The organism is Acinetobacter sp. YH12040 (genome assembly GCF_013420005.1).
Classification (GTDB): Bacteria; Pseudomonadota; Gammaproteobacteria; order Pseudomonadales; family Moraxellaceae; genus Acinetobacter; species Acinetobacter amyesii.
This window is the reverse complement of the sequence record NZ_VOZB01000004.1, coordinates 127,981-149,841: the sequence shown is the minus strand read 5'-3', so window position 1 is coordinate 149,841 and position 21,861 is coordinate 127,981. Positions and strand designations below refer to the sequence as shown.

Genomic DNA, 21,861 nt, shown 5'->3' with positions numbered 1-21,861 from the left:
TTCTGCCATTATTTGTCTTTGGGTTCATGGCGTTCCGGTAAATGGGCAATATATTGCAAAGCAATTAAGCGTGAAACGATGAGAGCCAAATACATCACTCCACAAAACATTTGAAGCATAGCCAACACCCGTGCAGGCGCGCTCACTGGCATGAGATCTGACAAACCCGTGGCAGACTGCAAACTAAAACTTAAAAATAATAAATCTAACCACGACTGCATACCCGGCTCTGCAGGATTTACAAAACTATCCGGATAAATCAGCTGACAAATACTATAGAGAAAAGCAAAACCCCATGCGATGAGGGTAAATACTGCCCCTGCTGCAAAAAGTTCATCTTTGGTTAAATAACGATCGGCAAACATATAGCGTAATAAGCCATAGGCTGCACTAAAATATGCGCATGCTTCAAAACCATGCGCAATAATTTGAATATTGGGATGATTTACACCGAGCATAATCAAAGTAGAAAACAATACGGCGCAGCCAACAAAACTCAGTCCTAGAATCGTAAACATTGGAGTTTGGCGAATCACTTTGGCAATGATCAATAGTACCGACACCCCAAGTACCCAAATTAGCGCACGAAAAGACAGACTTTCTCGGGTAATCGCGGTTAAAACCAAGATCAGAAACTGCACCAGTAACAGCCATGCTGAGGGTAAAAGTCTAAAGCTTTTCCAAAAATCTACAAAACCTTGCATTATTTTCAATCTCTATATTTTTTTCATGCGCTGAAATGATCGATCTGAAGCATCATCAACTGATTGATTTTAAATTAGCACGAAGTGAGTTTTTTTTAATGCAAAAATTTGTTGATCTTAATCTGAAAAAGCATCCATATGAGCACTGTTCTAGCTGGGTTTCTTATTACCAAAGAGGTTCAAAAAAACTACTGTAAGTTTCAGTTTTCAGGCACATATTCAAAGGAATCTCCTGCGTGGTAGATTTCATTATGAAAAAACATCTCGTATTTGCACCCCTCTGTCTGCTCATGCTCTCTGCCTGTACACAAAACAGTCCGCTCCTCAAAGGCCATGAAAATTATGTGGGGACTTGGCAAAACAACCACAGTGATTTAGTGATCAAATCGTCGGGCGAAGTGACGTATTACCATCAAGAACATACTGAAAAAAGTATTGCCAACCAAACCTTCAGTGGTGCTGAACAGTCGCGAATAAAAGCCCATTTGAGCAGTTTTGGTGATCAGAGCTTTAGCATCGGTCAGGATGATTTCTCTCAACAATTCACCATTCAGCGCTCGCCTTATCAAGATGATCAAGGCCATTGGAAAATGTCGATCAATGGAGAAAATTATACACGCAAATAGGACAGAGATTTGTCTACAAACCTCTGTTTCATATCATTCGCTCAAATATAAAAAAAGCCCCTTATTAGGGGCTTTTTAGGCGATTCAGATTAGTGATCTGAAGCACCAGAGATACCAATACCAGTTTGTGAACGTACATACTGTGCATCGAATGCTTTACGCTCAGCTTGTGCTTGTGCTGAATTATCAGTTACAGAGAACAACCAGCAGCAGATGAATGCCAATGGCATTGCAAAGATAGCAGGACCATTGAATGGGTTAATTGGTGTTTCAGAGATTGCGAATGTATCTACCCAAACTGCTTTAGACAATACAATTAGAATCACGGCAGTTGCTAGACCAACCACACCACCAATCACCGCACCACGCGTCGTTAAACCTTTCCAGAACATCGACAATACAAGCACTGGGAAGTTTGCACACGCTGCTACAGAGAATGCAAGACCTACCATGAATGCAACGTTTTGTTTCTCGAACAAGATACCTAAAATCATTGCGAAGATCGCAAGACCTAAAGTCGCGATTTTAGACATACGAAGTTCAGATTCAGGTGTAGTTTGACCTTTCTTGAATACGTTTGCATACAAGTCATGTGAAATTGCTGAAGCACCAGACAATGTTAGACCTGCAACTACTGCAAGAATCGTTGCGAATGCTACCGCTGAAATAAAGCCCATGAACAAGTCACCGCCCAATGCATCAGACAAGTGAACCGCTGCCATGTTGTTACCACCAACAAGTTCTAACTTGCCAGTTACCGCCATTTTCGCTACATCAAGAAATTGTGGGTTGTTCGATACATAAAGGATCGCACCAAAACCGATGATGAAAGTTAAAAGGTAGAAGTAACCAATAAAACCTGTAGCAACAACTACTGATTTACGTGCTTCTTTTGCATCTTTTACAGTAAAGAAACGCATCAAAATGTGTGGAAGACCTGCTGTACCGAACATCAATGCAAGACCTAGAGAGATCGCATCAATTGGGTTGGCTGCAAGTTTACCTGGACCCATAATGTTTGCAGCTTCAGCTAAAGATACGTCATGTACTTTAGAGAAAACTTGGATCGATTGAGTGAACATTTCAGAGAAGCTGAAGCCCACGCCTTTCATGACCATGAATGCCATGAAGCTTGCGCCAGAAAGTAGCATCACTGCTTTAATGATCTGTACCCAAGTTGTTGCCAACATACCACCGAAGATTACATAAGCCATCATCAGTAGACCAACGATCACAACCGCAATGTTGTAGTTCAAACCGAATAGTAGTTTAATCAATTGACCTGCACCCACCATCTGTGCAATCAGGTAGAACGCTACAACCACAAGTGAGCTTACTGCTGCAAGGGTACGGACAGGTTTTTCAGCTAGACGGAATGACACCACGTCAGATAAGTTAAACTTACCTAAGTTACGCAGACGCTCAGCCACTAAGAACAATACGATTGGCCAACCCACCATAAAGCCCAATGAATACAGCAAGCCGTCAAAGCCTGAACTGAATACCATTGCGGAAATACCGAGAAACGATGCTGCTGACATGTAGTCACCGGCAATCGCTAAACCATTTTGGAAACCCGAAATACCACCACCGGCAGTATAGAAGTCTGCAGTGTTAGTGGTTTGCTTCGCTGCCCATTTGGTAATAAACAAAGTCAAGCCAACAAAAATTGCGAACATGATAATCGCATGCCAGTTGGTCGCTTGTTGCTGTGCTTCACCTAAATCTGGTCCAGCCATTGCCATGCTTGACATGAGCAGAGCAGGAGCCGCTAATACTATTGCTTTCAATGAATTCCATTTCATCTTAGTGCGGTCCTTTTTCTTGAGTAATTGCTTCTACTTCACGCATTGCTTCTGCGTTTAATGCATCCAACTTGTTGTTTGCAATATACGAATAAACACCACACAGTAAGAATGACAATACGATAATGCTTAGACCTAATGGCATACCAATCGTGGTCACACCACCACTCACGGATTGCATCAAGAACTCTTTGTTATAGCCCACAAGGAGCATAAAGCCGACATAGACCACCAACATGATGATCGTCAAAGTCCAGCTCAACTTACTTTTACGGCTGACCATTTCCTTAAATTTTGGATTCTGTAGAATTTGTTCTACCTGTCTCTCATCCATAATATTCTCCTTACGCCGAACCTTGGCGCGCAATTTTCTAATTCGAATTATTTCGAAGCTAAACTTACCAATGTTCCTTATCTCTTGTAATTTAGACTTTGGTCGTTAAATTTTGAGCAATAACCTCCCTAAGCCTATGGATGCGTTATCATTAAGCGAGAATTAATATGCTGCAGGCTTTATGAATAGTTGGCTTATCGTCGGGGTATTAGCCCTTTACATCGCATTACTCTTTGTATGTGCATTCTTTGGTGAAAAGCATGCCAGCAGGCTCAGTACTCGCGGCAGAATGCTTCTCTTTAGCCTAACTTTAGGGGTTTACTGTTCATCTTGGACATTTTATGGCGCAACAGGTGCCGCCGTTCGTGAGGGCATTATTTTCCTGCCAATCTATCTGGGGCCACTGCTATTTGTTGCGCTCGGCTATGATATTTGGCGACGTTTAGGGCGTGTCCGTCAGCATCATGCCATTTCATCGATTGCCGACTTTGTAGCAGCACGATATGGTAAAAGTGGCCCCTTAGCATCACTGGTCACGATCCTTGCCGTAATTGCCATTATTCCCTATTTAGCCTTGCAGCTACGTGCGATTGCCTTAAGTGCAACAGTCATTTTAGAACCGACCGCTGGTCTGACAGGTACCACCAATAGTGTGCTGTTTTTGACCGGTGTATTGGCGATTTTGGCGATGATGTTTGGGACACGACAGATTGCCAATACTGAACAGCACGGCGGCTTAATGTTGGCTGTGGCATTTGAGTCTTTCGTCAAGCTGTTTGCACTACTTGCAGTCGCATTTTTCTTTGTTTTTGAATCACCTGAAAACATGGCGCAAATCAGCCATGATATTAGCAGTACATTTAAAGATGTCCAGCTCAAAGGTGTGCCAGAAAGCTTTTGGATTCAAACATTATTGGCTGCTTTAGCGATTATTTGTCTACCACGTCAGTTCCATGTCGCGGTGGTTGAACTGCGAGATGAAAAGCATATTCGTGGTGCTCGTCGTTGGTTTGCCATTTATCTGATTTTAACCATTATCGCGATCATCCCGATTGCCAGTTGGGCGCTGCATGCAGCACCTGCCTACTTGGCAATCCCCGATGTTGCTGTGCTCTCACTGCCTTTAAGTTATAACCAAGACTGGTTGACTTTACTTGCCTTTCTCGGTGGTTTTTCTGCTTCGACAGGCATGCTGTTGGTATCGTCAGTGGCCTTGTCGATTATGCTCAGTAATGACTTGATCATGCCTGCACTGTGGCGTACACGCTTATTGTCACGTCATGACAAACGCCTACCACTCGTACTGAAATTCACTCGTCGTGTGTGTATTTTAGCGGTCATGTTATTGGGCTTCTTGTTCTTCCATTTCTTCAATGACATTGACCAATTATCGGTATTTGGCCTATTGGCCTTCAGTGCTGTGGCTCAGTTTGCACCGGCGCTAATTGGTGGTTTGTATTGGCGTGGCGGAAGTAAACAAGGCGTATATGCGGGTCTGTTGGTCGGTTTTGGCATGTGGGCTTATACCCTGTTATTACCAACCGTATTGCGTAGCTTACCTGAACAATTTAAAACATTTACCGAAAATCTTTTAAGTCAGGGTCCGCTAGGCTTGAGTTGGTTACGTCCTGAAGCACTTTTAGGGTTTGAATCTTTCGATCCACTTACCCATGGCGTAGTTTGGGCACTCGGTTTAAATATCACCCTCTATATTTGGATTTCCCGCGTCTTCCGTCCAAGTGTTGCCGAGCAAATTCAGGCCGAAAGTTTCTTTTATTATGAAACCAAGCCGCTCCCTGCTCAAAGTACATCAAACGACATCAGCTATATTCACCATGATGTGGCGCGTCTAAAAGTAGGTGATTTGATTACCTTGGCAAAACGTATTACCGGTGAAGGTCCAACCATGCGTGCCTTCAACCAGTTCTGCGCACAAAACAATGTCGTTTTAAATGAAAATAGCAGCGCCAACGGCATGTGGTGGCGTTTTACCGAACAGTATCTTGCAGGCACCATCGGTGCGGCATCTGCCCGTACCTTACTCACCACAGCCATGGTTAATAATGGTTTAGCACTCGGTCAGGTCGCCAATATTCTTGACCAAGCCTCACAGTGGCAGCGCTTTAACCAAAACCTGATCATGACCATGATCGACCATATGACTCAAGGTGTGTCCGTGGTTGATGAAAATATGTGTTTGGTGGCATGGAACAATCAATACCTCAAACTGTTTGATTATCCAAAAGACATTGTCTATGTCGGTTGCCCAATTTCAGACTTGATTCGTTATAACGCTGAACGCGGCGAATGTGGTCCCGGTTCAGTCGAAGAACATGTGCGTAAACGCATGCATTGGATGCAAGTCGGCAGCGCACACGAATTTGAACGAATTCGTAAAGATGGTCGTGTAATTCAGATGCGCGGCAACCCAATCGAAGGCGGTGGTTTCGTCACGACCTTTGCCGATATTACCGCATTCCGTGAAAATGAAGCCTTGCTTGAAGGGCGTGTGCAAGATCGTACCCAACAGTTGGCAGATGCCCTGTCTGAACAACAATTGGCACGTGAGCAAGCCGATAAAGCCAATATGTCGAAAAGCCGCTTTATTGCTGCTGCAAGCCATGACTTATTGCAACCGATGCATGCTGCGCGTCTGTTTAGTACCGCCCTCGAGCAAAGCGTACAAAATGACGATGATCGTAAAACGCTTCAGCAACTTGATCGTGCGCTGCATGGTGCGGAAAGTATGCTCTCTGCCCTCTTGGACATTGCTCGACTCGAAGGCGGAACGATCCAACCGAAACGTCAGCCTTATCCACTACATGACTTACTCAGCGATCTTGAACTGCAATTTAAATCGATTGCAGCACAGCGTAATATCAAACTGACCGTACATGATGCTCAGTTCTGGATTGACACCGACCCACAGTGGATTCGTCGTATTATTCAAAACTTCGTCAGCAATGCCCTACGCTATACAGCGCGTGGTCGTGTTGTGGTGGGTGTGCTACGTTCAGCACGTCCGGGGCATATTCGTATTGGCGTTTGGGATACAGGTCCTGGGATCGCGGAAGAACAGCGCATTAAGTTGTTCCAAGAGTTCGAACGCTGTGGACACACCTCTCCTTGGGGCGAACAGGGTCTAGGTTTAGGTTTAGCCATCGTGCAAAGGATGACCAGCCTACTCGACTATCCTGTGCATGTGTTCTCAGAACTTGGTCATGGTTCATGCTTTATGATTGAAGTCCCTGTAGTCGCTGCGCCAAAAGTGGTCGCTGCACCGACTCAAGCCGTTCCGCTGAAAACCAAAGCCTATAAGATTCTGTGCTTAGACAATGATGACACGATTTTAGAAGGTATGTCGACCTTACTGACCAAATGGGGCTATCAAGTCTTTAAGGCCACTGAACCTGAACAGGCCATGGAGTTAATTCAACAAGAAAATATTCAAGTTTGGTTGGTTGACCAACACTTAAATAATAATAAGATCGGTCTCGACTTTATTTTAGATAACCGTCAGGAAAATGTCCCTGTGGCGCTGATTACCGCAGATTCTGATCCTGAACTACCGCAACGTCTAAAAGAGTTAAACATCGTCTTACTGAAAAAACCGTTGAAACCGGCTTCACTCCGTTCATGGTTATCTGGTTTGAAGATTTCAAATCAGTAGCGCTGTTACAGGACATCTCTCTGTGAAAAATAGCCCATTTCATTCACATGAAATGGGCTTTTGTTTACCTTACTTTTACTTAAACTTACCTAACTGGCAAAAAAATTTGTCTCAGCGGCAAGATCATTCAAAATAGCCCCGATATTTCGTCTATTTATTAGCCATAAATATCAAATTTTGATTGCCTATGGCAAAAGATATCGAATACATGAGTGAACACTTGTACACTTAGTTACAATTAAAAATATATTTGATTTAAATCAGATTTTTACAAGCAAAAATAAAAACTAAAACTTTAGTCTTATATTTAGCTGCCGCCGTTCGTTTTAAAAATATTTATAAGAAGTTGATCAGTTTCAAGCCAATTCAAGAAGCGTCATAACTCAACACTTGAGAAGCTGATCTCCCCCGCATATTAGGAGTGATCTTGTGAATATTTCAGAAACAATGCCGCATGGTTTTGATCAAAATCTACAGTTTCATCGTCAGTATGGTGCCAATGCCATTTTGCCAGAGATCGACTGGCGTCAATTATTTAAGTTCAGCAAATTAAGTGATGTGCAAGTCGAAGCGTTGGAAACACTCTATCGCAGTGCCGTTCCTCTTGCGTTACAGGTATTTGACGAACTGAATTTTGATGTCTTTGCACCGAATGCTTACAAACCCCAAGGCCTTGGCTTATTCGATCGACTGGCAGAACAAGAAGATCTACTGCTGCAAAATTTAGAAGCAGAATCCAATAGCTTAGGTTTGGACACCCGTCATCAGATTTGGAGCATGCTACTGCGTGGTGGTGCGGTTTTGGTATTTAAAGCGTGGCTTGGTAAAGTCAAAACCGACCAAAACCAGCTGGATAAAACACAGTTTGATGAATTATCCGATTTACTGTTTATTAAAACAGCACCATTTGAATTGGCTCAACGTTTAAATGTCGATGCCAACTCCAAGCAAGACCATATCTTCCTGATGTATGACAATGATGTCTATCTGGACCGTTTTAACAGTTTAGAGACTGCAGCCCTATTTGTGGATTTGGGCGTTTATGATGCGGCTTTCCTGAGTTTACGTGATGACCGTGTCGCGGATTATCTCAAAGCGCGCGGCTATGTGACCGATGAACAAATTGATGAATTGCAATGTGCGCTCAACCCTTTGTACTGTACCGATCTGACGCCTAAGCAAGACTATATTGCTTAAGTTGAAGTGGTTTGTTTAAGTCATTGTTAAGTTGCATTGCTCTATTGCTTTTAAACCGCATGTAAAGACCTAACAGCATTTACACCGAAATGATCCAGCGCCAGCATTAGCGCTTAAACAGCATAAAAAAGACCTCCAGCGTGGAGGTCTTTTTTTTTTTTGAAAAAATCCTTAAATTTTCTTTTCTTCAATATTCAGTGCATTAATAGCCAATACAGCTTGAGTTCGGTTTTGTACGCCCAACTTACGGAAAATCGCCGTTACATGCGCTTTGATGGTTGCTTCAGACACATCCAACTCATAGGCAATTTGTTTATTCAACAAACCTTCCGCCACCATCATTAACACGCGAAATTGTTGCGGTGTTAATGACTGGATACGCTCCGCCAATGCAGTTTCATCAGCAGCACGTGGGTCAAAGTTCATGTTGGCAGGTAAATTTGGTGGCAACCAAATCTCGCCTTCTAAGACTTGACGAATCGCTTCACCAATGTGACTTGGATGCGCAGATTTTGGAATATAACCCATCGCACCATGTGCAATCGCACGTTGGATAATAGACGCTTCTTCATGCGCAGAGACCACAATGATTGGAATCGATGGATATTGTGCGCGTATATGCACCAAGGCAGAAAAGCCTGAAGCACCTGGCAAGTTTAAATCCAATAACACAAGATCAGGCTCAGGGCCATTTTCAAGACGTTCATAGCATTCATTGACTGCTGCAGTCTCATGAATTTGCGCCTGAGGCAAACTATAACGAACCGCCTGAATTAAAGCATGACGAAACAGCGGGTGATCATCAACGATTAAAATATTCATAAGCAACGTGAGAGATCTTGTGCACAATGACCCTATTCTAACCACACATGCTATGTGAAGGATATGCAAGAACTTATTTTTTTGCATTTAAAATGTAGATTTTCACCTAAAATGCGTCTTTTTTTCGCATTTTCTATAAATCTTTAAATCTAATCATATTTTCATATAAATTTTATCAACACAGTAAAAATGCTTATATCTAAGCATTATATGTTGAAATATCAACAGTTTAAAATTTGAAATTTCACGAATCTTGTGGTTTTTCCAACATATCTAAAAATCAGATAACTTTTCTGATTTTCGTTATTTTACAGTGATCCACCCATCGGGATTAATAAAAGGCATTCCGAGAAACCACACTTTTAGGTTTAAAAAATGTCTCAAGTTAATCTACAAAAACCCCTGAATATTGTTGCTGTATCAGGTGGCCTAAACAATCCATCTAAAACCGAAGCTTTGGTACAAGCTATTGTTGATGAGCTCGGTGATGCGACTCCAATCAATGTGCATTTTATTAAGTTTAGCGAAATTGGCAATTTATTAGGTGGTGCGATTTACCGTAACCAATTGCCACAACGTGTACAAGATGACCTTGCTGCCGTTGAAGCTGCTGATGCACTGATTGTTGGAACGCCAGTTTACCGTGCTTCATTTACAGGTCTGTTTAAACACTTCTTTGACTTTGTCGAACAAACTGCATTAGTCGATGTTCCTGTCTTGCTTGCAGCTTCGGGTGGTTCTGAACGCCATGCTTTAGTGCTTGAACATCAATTGCGTCCATTGTTCAGTTTCTTCCAAGCGCAAACATTACCAATCGGAGTCTATGCAACAGACCGTGATTTCACCCCTGAATACACCATTCATAGTGAATTACTCCGTGACCGCATTACTTTAGCTGTAGCACGTGCGCTGCCGATTTTGGAATGGGCTCCAGCCAAAGGTCAGCGTGCTGAAGTGGTGAAAGCCAAGTCTCAACAAGCCAACCAAAACTTGGGCATTAATAAACAAATCGAGCAAGAAGAAGTCCTTCCTTCTGCAGCTGTTCCAAGTTTGGATGCCGCTGAAGCTCGACTGCATAGTAAAAAGCCAAAAACGCAAGTGGCCTAAACACCACAGCATAACAATTCGATCCCGAGGGTTTGCAAAATGTCAGTACAAGAAAAAAACATTACATTTGCGTACTGGGTACCAAACGTGAGTGGTGGTTTGGTGGTCAGTAATATTGAACAGCGTACCGATTGGAGCTATGACTATAACGTGCGTTTGGCACAAGCTGCAGAAAAAAGTGGCTTTGATTATGCGCTGACTCAAATTCGTTTTACCGCAGGCTATAACGCGGAAAATCAACACGAATCGGTGAGTTTCAGCCATGGAATTTTGGCCAAAACTGAAAAACTCAAAGTCATTGCAGCGATTTTACCCGGCCCTTGGAAACCGGCTCTGGCTGCAAAACAATTGGCGACCATCGATCATCTTACCAATGGCCGTATTGCAATCAATGTTGTAAGTGGTTGGTTCCGTGGAGAGTTTGATGCGATTGGTGAAGAATGGCCCGAGCATGATCAACGCTATGCGCGCTCTGAAGAGTTCATTCGTAGCCTAAAAGGCGTTTGGACGCAGGATAACTTTAGTTTTGATGGTAAATACTATCAATTTAAAGACTACACTCTATCTCCAAAACCGGTGCAAAAACCGCATATCGAGATCTTCCAAGGTGGCAGTTCACGTGCAGCACGTGACATGGCATCACGTGTTTCCGATTGGTACTTCACCAACGGCAATACTCCTGCTGAGTTGAAAAAGCAGATCGATGATATTCGTGAAAAAGCCAAAGCCAATAACCATCAGGTCAAAATCGGGGTGAATGCCTTCATCATTGCCCGAGATACTGAGGAAGAAGCCCAAGCGGTGCTTCAAGCTATTATCGACAATGCCAATACCGAAGCGGTCAATGCCTTTGGCGATGCAACTCGTGAAGCAGGTGCATCCACCAAAGAAGGCGAAGGTAACTGGGCAAAATCTACTTTTAAAGATTTGGTTCAATACAACGACGGTTTTAAAACCAATCTGATTGGCACGCCACAACAAATTGCCGAACGCATTGTGGAACTCAAAAGTGTAGGTGTCGATTTGGTTCTCTCAGGTTTTCTCCACTTCATTGAAGAAGTGGAATACTTTGGCGAAAAAGTGTTGCCACTGGTTCGTGAACTGGAAGCTCAACAGCAGCAAGTTGTGCAGGCTAAATCAGCATAATTGTTGATGCAGTCACAGCTCATGTAATCAGCATAATAATCACAACCGGCTCACTTCACTTTCCTCCCCTAAGGCTCGGCTTAGGGGATTTTTTATCTCGAGTCCAATTTAAAGACATGCTCTGATTCTATAAAATGAGCGGATCTGTAAACAAAGAAAAAGCCCGACATCCTGTCGGGCTTTTTCTATATGGATACTTAAGCATGACTCCTGTCTTGCTTCACAGTCCTGATGGTGAACACTTTGTTATTGTTTTATGTTCCGGAACGTCCTGTTCCTGTATAAGTTCATCTTAGGTAAAATTTAAAAGTGCGCCTAGCGTCAAAAACTTCGTTGCTTGTACGCTTAAGCTGACAGCATTGTGCGCAATCGGTTAACTTAAACCATAGATATTATATGGTTTTTTATAGAAATCGATTTTTTAGATAATTTCATTACCACTAGATACCCCCGTAATTCCAGTGATATTTCCAACACAAACGAGGCAATAAACATGCAACTGGTTTGGTTTCGACAAGATTTAAGACGACATGACCATAGCGCACTGTGGCAGGCGACACAGTCTGGTCCAACGATTGCCTTTATTGCGCTTTCTCCTGAACAATGGGCAAGGCATGACGATGCCCCCATTAAAATCCATCGCTATCTTGCCCAACTGGAACTTTTGCGACAGCAATTGGCTGAGCTAAATATTCCACTGATTATTCAGCATATTCCCCATTGGTCAGACATCGCCACTGAGCTATTAACCCTATGTACTCAGCTCAATATACACACTGTTCATGCACATATTGAACATGGTGTGAATGAGCTTAAACGAGATTGCGAAGTACAACAGTTATTAGAACAGCAACACATCTCTGTTGAGCTGTACCATGACCGCACCCTGTTTCCTGTTGGCAGTATTCGCAATCAATCTGGACATCCTTATCAAGTTTTCGGTGCATTTAAGAAAAATTGCTACGAAAAATTGAGCATCAGTTTGCCTACTTGTTATCCCGCTATTGAAGCCCAAGCGGCTCTCGCCTCGCATCCGCTGTGGCAAAATCAATTTGATTTACGTCCTTTTTATCCCACATCGCTGTTAGCTGCTCAAATCGAGCTTTGGCCGATTGGAGAAGATCACGCACTACAGTGCTTAGATGAATTTATTGAACAACATCTGCATCGTTATGCTGATGATCGGGACTTTCCTGCGCTCAATGGAACCAGTCGAATTGGCATGTATTTAAACTTGGGCATCTTGTCTATTCGCCAATGTCTGCAAGCCCTGTTTCGTGAACAAGGCGGCTATTTCCAGATCGACCACAGAGGACAACAAACTTGGCTCGATGAGCTGCTTTGGCGTGAATTTTACCAGCACATTTTATTTGACTACCCGCAAGTTTCTCAGCACCAGCCGTTTCAAACCAAAACCTTAAAAATAAAATGGCGCCATGCACCACAAGACTTTGCTGCGTGGCAATACGGCCAGACGGGCATTCCGATCATCGATGCAGGGATGCGTCAACTACTGGCTACGGGTTGGATGCATAATCGGGTGCGGATGATTTGTGCCATGTTCCTCAGTAAGAATCTACTGATCGATTGGCGGTTGGGGGAACAATGGTTTATGCAGCACCTTGTCGATGGCGACTTAGCGGCCAATAATGGCGGTTGGCAATGGTGCGCCTCGACGGGTACAGATGCTGTACCTTATTTTCGGATTTTTAACCCGATCAGCCAATCTCAGAAATTTGATCCGAACGGGGATTATTTACGTCAATGGCTACCTGAACTGGCAGATTTGGATGCCAAACAAATTCACCAACCCTTTGCCAAAAATCCTCAACTGGAATTGAATTACCCTCAACCGATCGTCGATATAAAGCAGTCTCGCTTAACTGCAATTGAAACATTCCGAGCATTGTAGATATTGCCAAGATCGAACTGCGACAGATCAAAACGCCGTACTGAAATGATCACTGTAAAGCATAGCCGAGCGTTCGTTTTGTCCCTACAATATAGAAAACGCAAATCATTTTAGAGACGCTCCTATGTATACAGGCATCGTGCAAGGTTTAGAAAAAGTCTTAGACATTCGTCAAGGCAATGGCTTCACAACCTTAGTGATTTCAAATCATCAAAATTTTTTTCATGATGTCTTTATCGGGGCAAGTGTAGCGATTAATGGCGTGTGTTTAACGGCCACACATATTGATTTGGCAGCCAACCAAGTGCATTTTGATGTCTCTGATTTGACCAATCAACTCACCACGTTAAAAGCACTCAAGGCCGGTGATGAGGTCAATGTCGAACGCTCAGCCAAAGTTGGGGCAGAAAATGGTGGTCATAATCTGTATGGTCATATCGAAGGCACAGCCACGATCAAAAACTTAGAGCATCGCGGGGAAACCTTTCATCTCGATATTCACATTCCGGCAGGCAATATTAAATATTTCTTTCTCAAAGGTTTTATTGGGCTCAATGGTTGTAGTTTGACTGTGAACCGTGTTGATCGTACCAGCAGTGAAATTTCAATCGATCTTATTCCTGAAACACTGCGCCTCACTACATGGAAAGATGTCCAAGTCGGTGATGCCGTGAATTATGAGATTGATCAAACAACGCGAACCTTAGTCGATACCTTAGAAAATATTCATCAGCGTTAAATCGACTGACAGCACATTGCAAAAAAGCCTCCAAAACGGAGGCTTTTTATTGGCTCATGTGCAATATACGTTTAAGAATAAAAACTTGGATCTGGCACTTTCGCTGTGAGCACCCATTCACCGACCTCCTGATATTTATAATCAATCGGATCGTGTAAGGTTTGGGTACGTACATTGCGCCAGAAGCGATCTAAATTTAGTTTGGCCGTTGTGGCACGTGCGCCCATCACTTGGAAAATATTTTGCGTAATGTATAGCGAGCTATTGGTGGCTGCGATTTTGGCAGTTGCAATCGCAATAGAGACTTCTCCACGTTGTTCCGCCGTCAAAGCTTCACCAATCTCCCAAGCCCATTGCAAACGCTGAACCGCTTTATCTGCCAATAAACGTACACTTTCTAATTGCACATAAAACTCAGCAAAATGCTTTTGAATAAATGGGTCATTCACTGCATTTTCAACCAATGATTTTGACCATGCTTTTTGGTTTTGAACCGTCTGTTTTGCTGTTTCAAAAGCCCCTTCTGCCACCCCTAAAAACATATGCACAAAGATCAACTGTGCAATCAACGGACGTAAGCTTGAATACGGTGTACTCAAAGGCCCCGGGTTCAGTAGTAATTCATCTTTGGAAATTTTAACTTGTTCAAAATGGCTACTTCCACTGTCGGTTTGACGTTGTCCCATATTGTCCCAATCGCCGAGAAAACTGACGCCTTCACGTGCTGTAGGAATCACCCCGATCAATAATTTTCCATCTTCATTGAAGCCAGAACACAGCAAAATGTCTGAGTCCATGGAACCCGAACAAAAACTTTTATCGCCATGAAACACATATTCATGTTCAGACAGTTGCGTCGCTGTAGTACGGCGGTCTAAAGGGTTTAGTGTGTTGCCCCAAAATAAATGCTCACGTGCAGTCTGTTCAAACCACGGGCCATATTGCTCTGGCTGCGCGAACAACTGTACCGTTGCAATTAATAAATGATGGAAACCATAAACATGCGCCAATGAGCTATCCACTTGAGCAATGGTTTGAATGGTTTTAAAAATCGTCTGCCAATCTGCACCCTGTCCACCGTATTGCTGTCCAATGGACAATGCAAGTAAACCACTTTGACGAATCAAATCACGTTCAGCTTTGGGATTTCCCCCCTGCTTATCACGCTGAGCAGCCGTCGTGGCAAATTCTGCCGCCAGTTTTTGGGCAATATCGATCGGATCTTGAGTCAATGGAGTTGAAGCATTCATATGTCTGTCTGATTATTCTGTTACAGTTTTAGCTTAACAAAGTAGAGGCATTCAGCTTATCTCAATGCCTGCAGTCTATATCTGTAAAATCTATATCTCATGAAATCTAAGTCACCAAGATTCAGGCGACTTATAATTTGATCATTTTATACGTCGTATTTAGGATGGATAAAATGCATCATGAACGCCCCTTCATCCTAATCAACTTTTATAGGAGAAAGGACGTTCATTATTGCTTTAATAATCCTTCATATAAGCCATAGTGAACTTTCATCAGAACGTGATCACTCACGCTCAAATGGTTCTTATGACTTCGGATAAACCGTAGCAATCAAATGTTCAACCACTTGAGGTTCTGCCAAGGTCGAGGTATCACCTAAAGAGTCCAATTCATTGGCCGCAATTTTTCTTAAAATACGGCGCATGATTTTACCAGAACGGGTTTTCGGTAAGGCCGGCGCCCAATGCAATGCATCTGGCGTTGCCACTGGTCCAAGGACTTTGCGTACCCAAGCCACCAGTTCCTGACGTAACTCCTCCGTCTCTGCTGTCCCTGCTTGTAAGGTCACAAAGGCGCAAATCCCTTGCCCTTTAATATCATGCGGCATACCCACCACTGCAGACTCTGCCACAGCATCATGTGCAACCAGCGCACTTTCAATTTCAGCCGTTCCCAATCGATGCCCTGAAACGTTCAAGACGTCATCCACACGACCCGTAATCCAATAATAGCCAGACTCGTCACGACGTGCGCCATCACCTGTAAAATACGTCCCCGGATAAGTGGAGAAATAGGCTTCAATAAAGCGCTCAGGATCACCCCAAATGGTTCGCATTTGTCCCGGCCAAGAATCCTTAATCACCAAGTTACCTTCTACGGCGCCTTCAAGCTCATTGCCTTCAGCATCGACAATCGCAGGTTGTACACCAAAGAATGGACGCGTCGCTGAACCCGGTTTTAAATCGGTTGCTCCCGGCAATGGCGTAATCATGAAACCACCCGTCTCTGTTTGCCACCATGTATCCACCACTGGGCAGCGGCTTTCACCTACCACGGTGTAGTACCAATTCCATGCCTCTGGGTTAATGGGTTCACCCACCGAACCTAGTAAACGCAGACTACTGCGGTCACTTTCTCGGACAAAGGCATCCCCTTCTCGCATCATGGCGCGAATTGCAGTCGGTGCCGTATATAAAATAGTGACGTTATGTTTATCAACAATATGTCCGGTCCGAGCCCAACTTGGATATTGTGGTACACCTTCAAACATCACGGTCGTGGTGCCATTCGACAATGGCCCATACAACACATAAGAGTGTCCCGTAATCCAACCAACATCGGCAGTACACCAAAACACATCATCTTGTTTTAAGTCAAAAACTTCACGGAAAGTACAATTCACATAGGTTAAATAGCCGCCTGTGGTATGCAATACACCTTTCGGTTTTCCAGTTGAACCTGATGTATACAAAATAAACAGCGGATCCTCGGCATTCATAGGTTCAGGTGGACAAATATCATTGACCGACATGATTTCCATGTGATACCACAGGTCACGCTCAGGCTTCATTTCAATCGGGTTACCTGTACGGTGTACCACAATGACATTTTGAACCGAAGATGTCCCTTCGAAGTCGAGTGCAAGATCGACATTTTCTTTGAGTGGAATGGGCTTGCCACCACGCATCCCACAATCCGCAGTAATCACGACTTTCGCCTGACTGTCATCGATACGACTTGCCAATGAGTCTGGTGAGAACCCGCCAAAAACCACGCAGTGTACTGCTCCAATTCGGGTACAGGCCAACATCGCAATAGCCGCTTCTGGCACCATTGGCATATACAGCACCACACGGTCGCCTTTGCCCACGCCATGTTTTTTCAGCACATTGGCAAAACGGCAGGTTTCATCATGCAGTTCTTCAAAAGAAATAATTTTATGCCGTGAAGGATGATCACCTTCCCAAATAATGGCCGGTTTATGTGGATGTTCTTTTAAATGTCGATCGAGACAGTTGGCACTGACATTCAATTCACCGTCAGCAAACCACTCGATCTTAAAATCATCTTGCTTAAAATTTGTATTTTTAACTTGGGTAAACGGTTTGATCCAATCGATCTTTTGCGCTTGCTCCGCCCAAAACTCATCTGGTTGTTCAATTGATTTTTGATAACGCTCAAAGTACTCCGACTCATTGATGCGCGCGGTTTTTTTGAAACTTTCAGGTACTGGATAGATCTCTTTCATATTGTATTTTCCTTGATCTGATTCATCTCATCACGAGATGCCATGCCACATTTCTACTTTTATAATTCCTGCATCACAGCAGTATGACGATTAATTTTTAATCGCAGCAATCATGCTTTGGTCGTATTATTCTTTCCCATTTAAAGCACATCTATAAGCAAAATTTCAACAAAAACATGTTTTAATTCAGTATCTGACCAGTTCAATTAAACCTATACTGCAAAGGTAATTTTACTCAGCACTCCGCTTTTTTATTCTTTCATATACGTTGAGTTGATCCGATCATGAACACCAATGACTCTTCTTTCTTTTCCCGTCAGACGACCACTACATCGGATAATCCCCTGAAACCTGATGGACGTTTTGGTCGACTGAGCATGATTGGTTGGTATGGCTTTCTCAATATCATCAGCTTTTTTGCCATAATCGCTTTAAGCCTTGCCGTGGGTATTTTTAACATCAATACCATGGCGTTAAATGAGCAATTTGTTGGCATATTCACCGGGGTATCTGGCCTCGCCTATTTGGCAATTATTATTCTCTATATCTATTTCTATTGTGTCTTTGTCGTGCGTCGGCTGCATGACCTCAATAAAGCCGGTTGGTTGCTACTATTATTATTTATCCCCATGATCAATCTTTTCTTTATCCTGTATTTATTATTGGCCTCAGGCACACCGACCGTAAATCAATACGGCGCGCCACGCCCTGCTGCCGTTTGGGAAAAAATTCTGGCATGGTTGATGATTTTAATCAGTGTCTTGTCGCTCTTGGCTACAGGTAGCATCACCTCGTATATGATGGGTAGCGGTGAAATTGAATCGCCGACAGAAATCATTCAACAAGGTACTGAATATTTCTAAGCCACTGACCGAATCTGAGCCTGTCTGAATTTTGATACATCTGTTCACAAGCCTGTAAATGAGGGTTATTTTCGCCACTAATTTCAGGCAAAATAGCGAAAAATCGGAACATTTGGAAAACTCGTGGCTGAAAAAGAAAATGCCTTGAGTGATGTCACTCAAGGCACGACTCAACTTTTGCAAGAGGCAACAGAAAAAACCGCACAAACCGTGCTGGAACATACCTCTAAATATAATGACGCATACTCAACGATCGATAAATTTGTCGATGGATTTTGGGAACGCCTGCCATATATTTGTATCGCATTAATTGTTTTTACGATCTTCTATCTACTGTCTAAACTCTTTAGATTCTTTGTTCGTAAAGCGCTCACTGACCGTTCTTACTCAAAACAAAATCTAGTTTTAGTACTGAACCGTGTGGGTAGCTCAGCCATTATGTTCTTCGGTTTCCTAATTGCAATGGTCATTGCGATTCCTGGGTTCACACCGGGTCAGCTCATGAGTGCATTGGGGATTGGTTCGGTCGCAATCGGTTTCGCGTTTAAAGATATTTTCCAGAACTTACTGTCGGGTATTTTGATTCTCCTCGGTGAACCGTTTAAAATCGGTGACGATATTATTGTGTCAGGAATGGAAGGTACGGTTGAAGATATTCAGATCCGTGCAACCTTCCTACGTTCTCCAGATGGTCGTCGTATCGTGATTCCAAACGCGACTGTTTACACCAGTGCGGTAACGGTGAATACCGCTTATCAACGTCGTCGTTGTGAATTTGTGGTTGGTATTGGTTATGAAGATGATATTCAAAAAGCTAAAAACATTGTTTTGGCTATTTTGGACAAAGATCCAACCATCTTGAGCCAGCCTGCATTTACCGTAAACGTAAATGCTTTGGCTGATTTCTCGGTCAATCTGAATGTCCGTTGGTGGGTAGATACCACTGAAACCACTACTGCGAACTCAATCAGTGAAGTGCAAGAACACGTTATCCAAGCATTCAATCAAAATGGTATTTCAATTCCTTACCCTGTACAGGAAGTTAAAGTTTACCGTGGTGATCAAGCTGAGACAGAAGCGTCAACAGCTAAATAATCGCCCTAAAACGTACGGAATCACAGTTTCTGTCCGGATAATTCGGTTGCCTAAGCTGACTGCTTGGCAACCGTTTTTTATGAGCAAATCGACCTCATAAGGGATAAATCCACCTTCAGGTCCAATAATGATCGTACATCCATGTTGAATCCCTGCAGGCATCACATCTTCGACATAAGGGTGCGCCACATAAGCGGGATAGTCCGATGAAATCATGCTCGGTAAAACATCCTCCACAAAGGGTTTAAAGCGTTTATACAGTTCAATTTTGGGCGCAATGGTGTCACCAGCCTGCTCCAAACCTAAGGTCACATAGTGATCGAGCTGCTGTAAAAATGGGGTCTGCCAATAGCTTTTATCCACGCGATAACTGTGCAGCAAAATGATTTTTTCTACGCCTAAGGTGACGGCATCCATGATCAGACGGCGCAACACTTTCGGACGAGGCATTGCCACAATTAAAGTCACCGGATGCTTTGCTGGTACTTCTTCTTCTTGTAAGGGTTTAAGTTGAATGCCGTGATCCGCAATACTGACGATTTGGGTTAAATAACGCTTTCCTTCCCGAATCCCGACTTTGAGGGTATCGCCCACCTGTACATCAACATGGGTTTTTAAATGCTCAATTTGGCGTTTAGCACTGATACTCCACAGTTCAGATTCAGTTTGACGTGGGTCAAGCAGGACGATGTTCATAAAAATTCTCTTACCCAGTTCAATTGGATACGCGAAAACGTCATCCACAACTGTTCGAGGCAACACTCAATAGAATCACTCAAATTTCAGCGATTATTTGTTAGACATAAAAAATCGACGCGTTTTGTCGTGAGCTGCATTGCACCGCAAGATGGCTTCCTTGCGAAGCTTCGCATCTCATTTTACCTAATGAGAAACAACGTTTCGTAAGAGTACCTCTAACCGAAGGCTAACCCCTTTCTTCAAATCTTAAATGTAAGACTCTGTCGAGCCTATTCATTTATCTATTTAAAGCATCAACCAATTTAAATCATGGTTGAAAAATCAAAGGTACTGATCAATCACCTGAATATGCTTTTGCAGCGACCCGGTATTCTTTTGCATAATCAGCTGAGCTGCATCATTTAAAGCCTGAGCTTTCGCAGTATTTTGAATGATGTCAACCAATGCACTGGCCGCCTGCTCAAAATCCCGCACAACCACAACCGCATGGGCCGCTAAAAATTCATCCACAATGGTTTGAAAATTAAAATAATGCTGACCTAATACTGTCGGGACATGTAACGTGATGGGCTCCAAAATATTATGTCCACCGCCCGGTTCATTGAGCGATCCACCCACAAAACACGCCTGACTCATTGCCAGCCAAAGCCATAATTCACCCATACTATCCGCCAAATATACCTGCGTTTCAGGCTGAATTGTTTGGTTTAAACTGCGGCGCTGTGTGCGTAAATTTAGTTTCTGCGCTTCTACAAAAACCTCATCAAAGCGTTCAGGATGACGTGGTACAACTATACATAACAGCTCAGGCTGTTGTTGCAAAATCGGCTGCAGTGCCGCGAGCAGTTTTTGTTCTTCGGGTGCATGCGTACTGGCAATGGTGATGATTTTACGATCTTGCAAAGCCCAATCTTGACGCAACTGCGCTGCTTGTTGCACAAAGCTATCGGGCGCATGAATATCAAATTTGATACTTCCCACGACCTGACTGGTATGCGGATTTGCACCCAACTCAATAAATCGCGCTAAAGTTGCCTGATCTTGCGCCAATAATTGTTTCAAACTCTTTAGCATCGGCTGCGTCAAACTCGGGACTTTGCCATAACCTTTCGCCGATTTTTCAGATAATCTGGCATTAATTAATAAACACGGAACGTTGGCCTGATCGGCTTCAATCATCAAATTTGGCCAGAGTTCAGTTTCGACCAGAGCCAACATTTTCGGTTGATATTTTTCGATAAAACGGCGGACTAATTTTTTTTGATCTGCTGGCAGATACACGGCCTGAAATAGCGATTCATATGGTGCTTTTAAAAATAATTGTTTCGCACGCGCTTGTCCGGTTTTGGTGGTATTGGTGACTAAGACCGGATGACCTGCTTTGAGATAATGTTCAATCAGCGGCTGTGCAGCGTTGGTTTCTCCTACGGAAACCACATGAAACCAAATTGCATTGCGGTTTTTAACCGGCTGAAATGGCCCAAAGCGCTCAAGACACTCTTGCTGATATAGTTGGAGATCTTCAGCACGTTTTTTGAGGCGCCATTGATATAGCGGCTTAATCAGTGCCAAAGCTGCGTTATACCAAAAAGGAGTAGTCAAATTATTACGCTCAAAAACGGTTTGAATCGGCAGAATATATC

17 protein-coding genes are annotated in these 21,861 nt (G+C 43.3%); 9 read left to right on the top strand and 8 right to left on the bottom strand.

The features are described from left to right. Nucleotides 1-8 precede the first annotated feature (8 nt). Nucleotides 9-704 (bottom strand): ion channel, encoded by a 696-nt coding sequence (locus FTT99_RS05885; RefSeq protein WP_180008803.1) that lies wholly within the window; start codon nt 702-704, stop codon nt 9-11. A gap of 251 nt (nt 705-955) precedes the next feature. Between FTT99_RS05885 and FTT99_RS05880 the strand changes: the two genes are divergently transcribed. After that, the gene (locus FTT99_RS05880) at nt 956-1,330 is read left to right on the top strand and encodes a hypothetical protein (RefSeq protein WP_180131154.1); all 375 of its coding nucleotides are present in this window, start codon (nt 956-958) and stop codon (nt 1,328-1,330) included. An 89-nt stretch (nt 1,331-1,419) separates the two neighbouring features. Here the strand turns inward: FTT99_RS05880 and FTT99_RS05875 are convergent, their stop codons facing one another. Both FTT99_RS05875 and FTT99_RS05870 read right to left on the bottom strand, forming a co-directional pair. After that, nucleotides 1,420-3,135: a cation acetate symporter gene (locus tag FTT99_RS05875; RefSeq protein ID WP_111884487.1), complete on the bottom strand. Its 1,716-nt coding sequence runs from the start codon at nt 3,133-3,135 to the stop codon at nt 1,420-1,422. Between the two features lies 1 nt (nt 3,136). After that, nucleotides 3,137-3,469, bottom strand: coding sequence for a DUF485 domain-containing protein (locus tag FTT99_RS05870; RefSeq protein ID WP_078193192.1), 333 nt, complete (start codon nt 3,467-3,469; stop codon nt 3,137-3,139). A gap of 181 nt (nt 3,470-3,650) precedes the next feature. Between FTT99_RS05870 and FTT99_RS05865 the strand changes: the two genes are divergently transcribed. Continuing rightward, complete coding sequence (locus tag FTT99_RS05865; RefSeq protein WP_180078601.1) at nt 3,651-7,139, top strand: PAS domain-containing hybrid sensor histidine kinase/response regulator; 3,489 nt, start codon at nt 3,651-3,653, stop codon at nt 7,137-7,139. A 429-nt stretch (nt 7,140-7,568) separates the two neighbouring features. Beyond that, nucleotides 7,569-8,336, top strand: coding sequence for a hypothetical protein (locus FTT99_RS05860; RefSeq protein ID WP_180078599.1), 768 nt, complete (start codon nt 7,569-7,571; stop codon nt 8,334-8,336). Nucleotides 8,337-8,507: 171 nt separating this feature from the next. On the opposite strand, the gene FTT99_RS05855 is transcribed toward FTT99_RS05860, so the two are convergent. Next, nucleotides 8,508-9,158, bottom strand: a complete 651-nt coding sequence (locus FTT99_RS05855) for a response regulator transcription factor (protein ID WP_078190543.1) — start codon at nt 9,156-9,158, stop codon at nt 8,508-8,510. A gap of 375 nt (nt 9,159-9,533) precedes the next feature. On the opposite strand from FTT99_RS05855, the gene msuE reads away from it, so the two are divergent. The 4 genes from msuE to FTT99_RS05835 all read left to right on the top strand — a co-directional run bounded on the left by msuE (nt 9,534) and on the right by FTT99_RS05835 (nt 14,062). After that, on the top strand, nt 9,534-10,265 hold the full coding sequence (msuE, locus tag FTT99_RS05850; protein WP_078190544.1) for an FMN reductase: 732 nt from the start codon (nt 9,534-9,536) through the stop codon (nt 10,263-10,265). 39 nt (nt 10,266-10,304) lie between these two features. Further along, on the top strand, nt 10,305-11,411 hold the full coding sequence (gene sfnG / locus FTT99_RS05845; RefSeq protein ID WP_180131156.1) for a dimethylsulfone monooxygenase SfnG: 1,107 nt from the start codon (nt 10,305-10,307) through the stop codon (nt 11,409-11,411). A gap of 493 nt (nt 11,412-11,904) precedes the next feature. After that, nucleotides 11,905-13,323, top strand: a complete 1,419-nt coding sequence (locus FTT99_RS05840) for a deoxyribodipyrimidine photo-lyase (RefSeq protein WP_180131158.1) — start codon at nt 11,905-11,907, stop codon at nt 13,321-13,323. Between the two features lie 124 nt (nt 13,324-13,447). Next, a complete protein-coding gene (locus tag FTT99_RS05835) occupies nt 13,448-14,062 on the top strand; it encodes a riboflavin synthase subunit alpha (RefSeq protein ID WP_180131161.1) in 615 nt (204 codons plus the stop codon). A 71-nt stretch (nt 14,063-14,133) separates the two neighbouring features. Here FTT99_RS05835 and FTT99_RS05830 read toward each other — a convergent pair whose 3' ends face one another. Next, nucleotides 14,134-15,312, bottom strand: coding sequence for an acyl-CoA dehydrogenase family protein (locus FTT99_RS05830; RefSeq protein ID WP_180131165.1), 1,179 nt, complete (start codon nt 15,310-15,312; stop codon nt 14,134-14,136). 305 nt (nt 15,313-15,617) lie between these two features. Then, a complete protein-coding gene (gene acs / locus FTT99_RS05825; RefSeq protein WP_180131167.1) occupies nt 15,618-17,561 on the bottom strand; it encodes an acetate--CoA ligase in 1,944 nt (647 codons plus the stop codon). A gap of 284 nt (nt 17,562-17,845) precedes the next feature. Here acs and FTT99_RS05820 point away from each other — a divergent pair, with 284 nt between their 5' ends. Both FTT99_RS05820 and FTT99_RS05815 read left to right on the top strand, forming a co-directional pair. Further along, nucleotides 17,846-18,424 carry a DUF805 domain-containing protein gene (locus tag FTT99_RS05820; RefSeq protein ID WP_180131170.1) on the top strand — a complete coding sequence of 193 codons (579 nt, stop codon included), beginning with the start codon at nt 17,846-17,848 and terminating at the stop codon, nt 18,422-18,424. Between the two features lie 123 nt (nt 18,425-18,547). After that, nucleotides 18,548-19,519 (top strand): mechanosensitive ion channel family protein, encoded by a 972-nt coding sequence (locus FTT99_RS05815; RefSeq protein ID WP_078193200.1) that lies wholly within the window; start codon nt 18,548-18,550, stop codon nt 19,517-19,519. Here the strand turns inward: FTT99_RS05815 and FTT99_RS05810 are convergent. After that, on the bottom strand, nt 19,505-20,215 hold the full coding sequence (locus FTT99_RS05810) for a 16S rRNA (uracil(1498)-N(3))-methyltransferase (RefSeq protein ID WP_180108850.1): 711 nt from the start codon (nt 20,213-20,215) through the stop codon (nt 19,505-19,507). The genes FTT99_RS05815 and FTT99_RS05810 overlap by 15 nt on opposite strands. Nucleotides 20,216-20,539: 324 nt before the next feature. Further along, nucleotides 20,540-21,820, bottom strand: coding sequence for a 3-deoxy-D-manno-octulosonic acid transferase (locus tag FTT99_RS05805; RefSeq protein WP_180121042.1), 1,281 nt, complete (start codon nt 21,818-21,820; stop codon nt 20,540-20,542). Nucleotides 21,821-21,861: the final 41 nt, after the last annotated feature.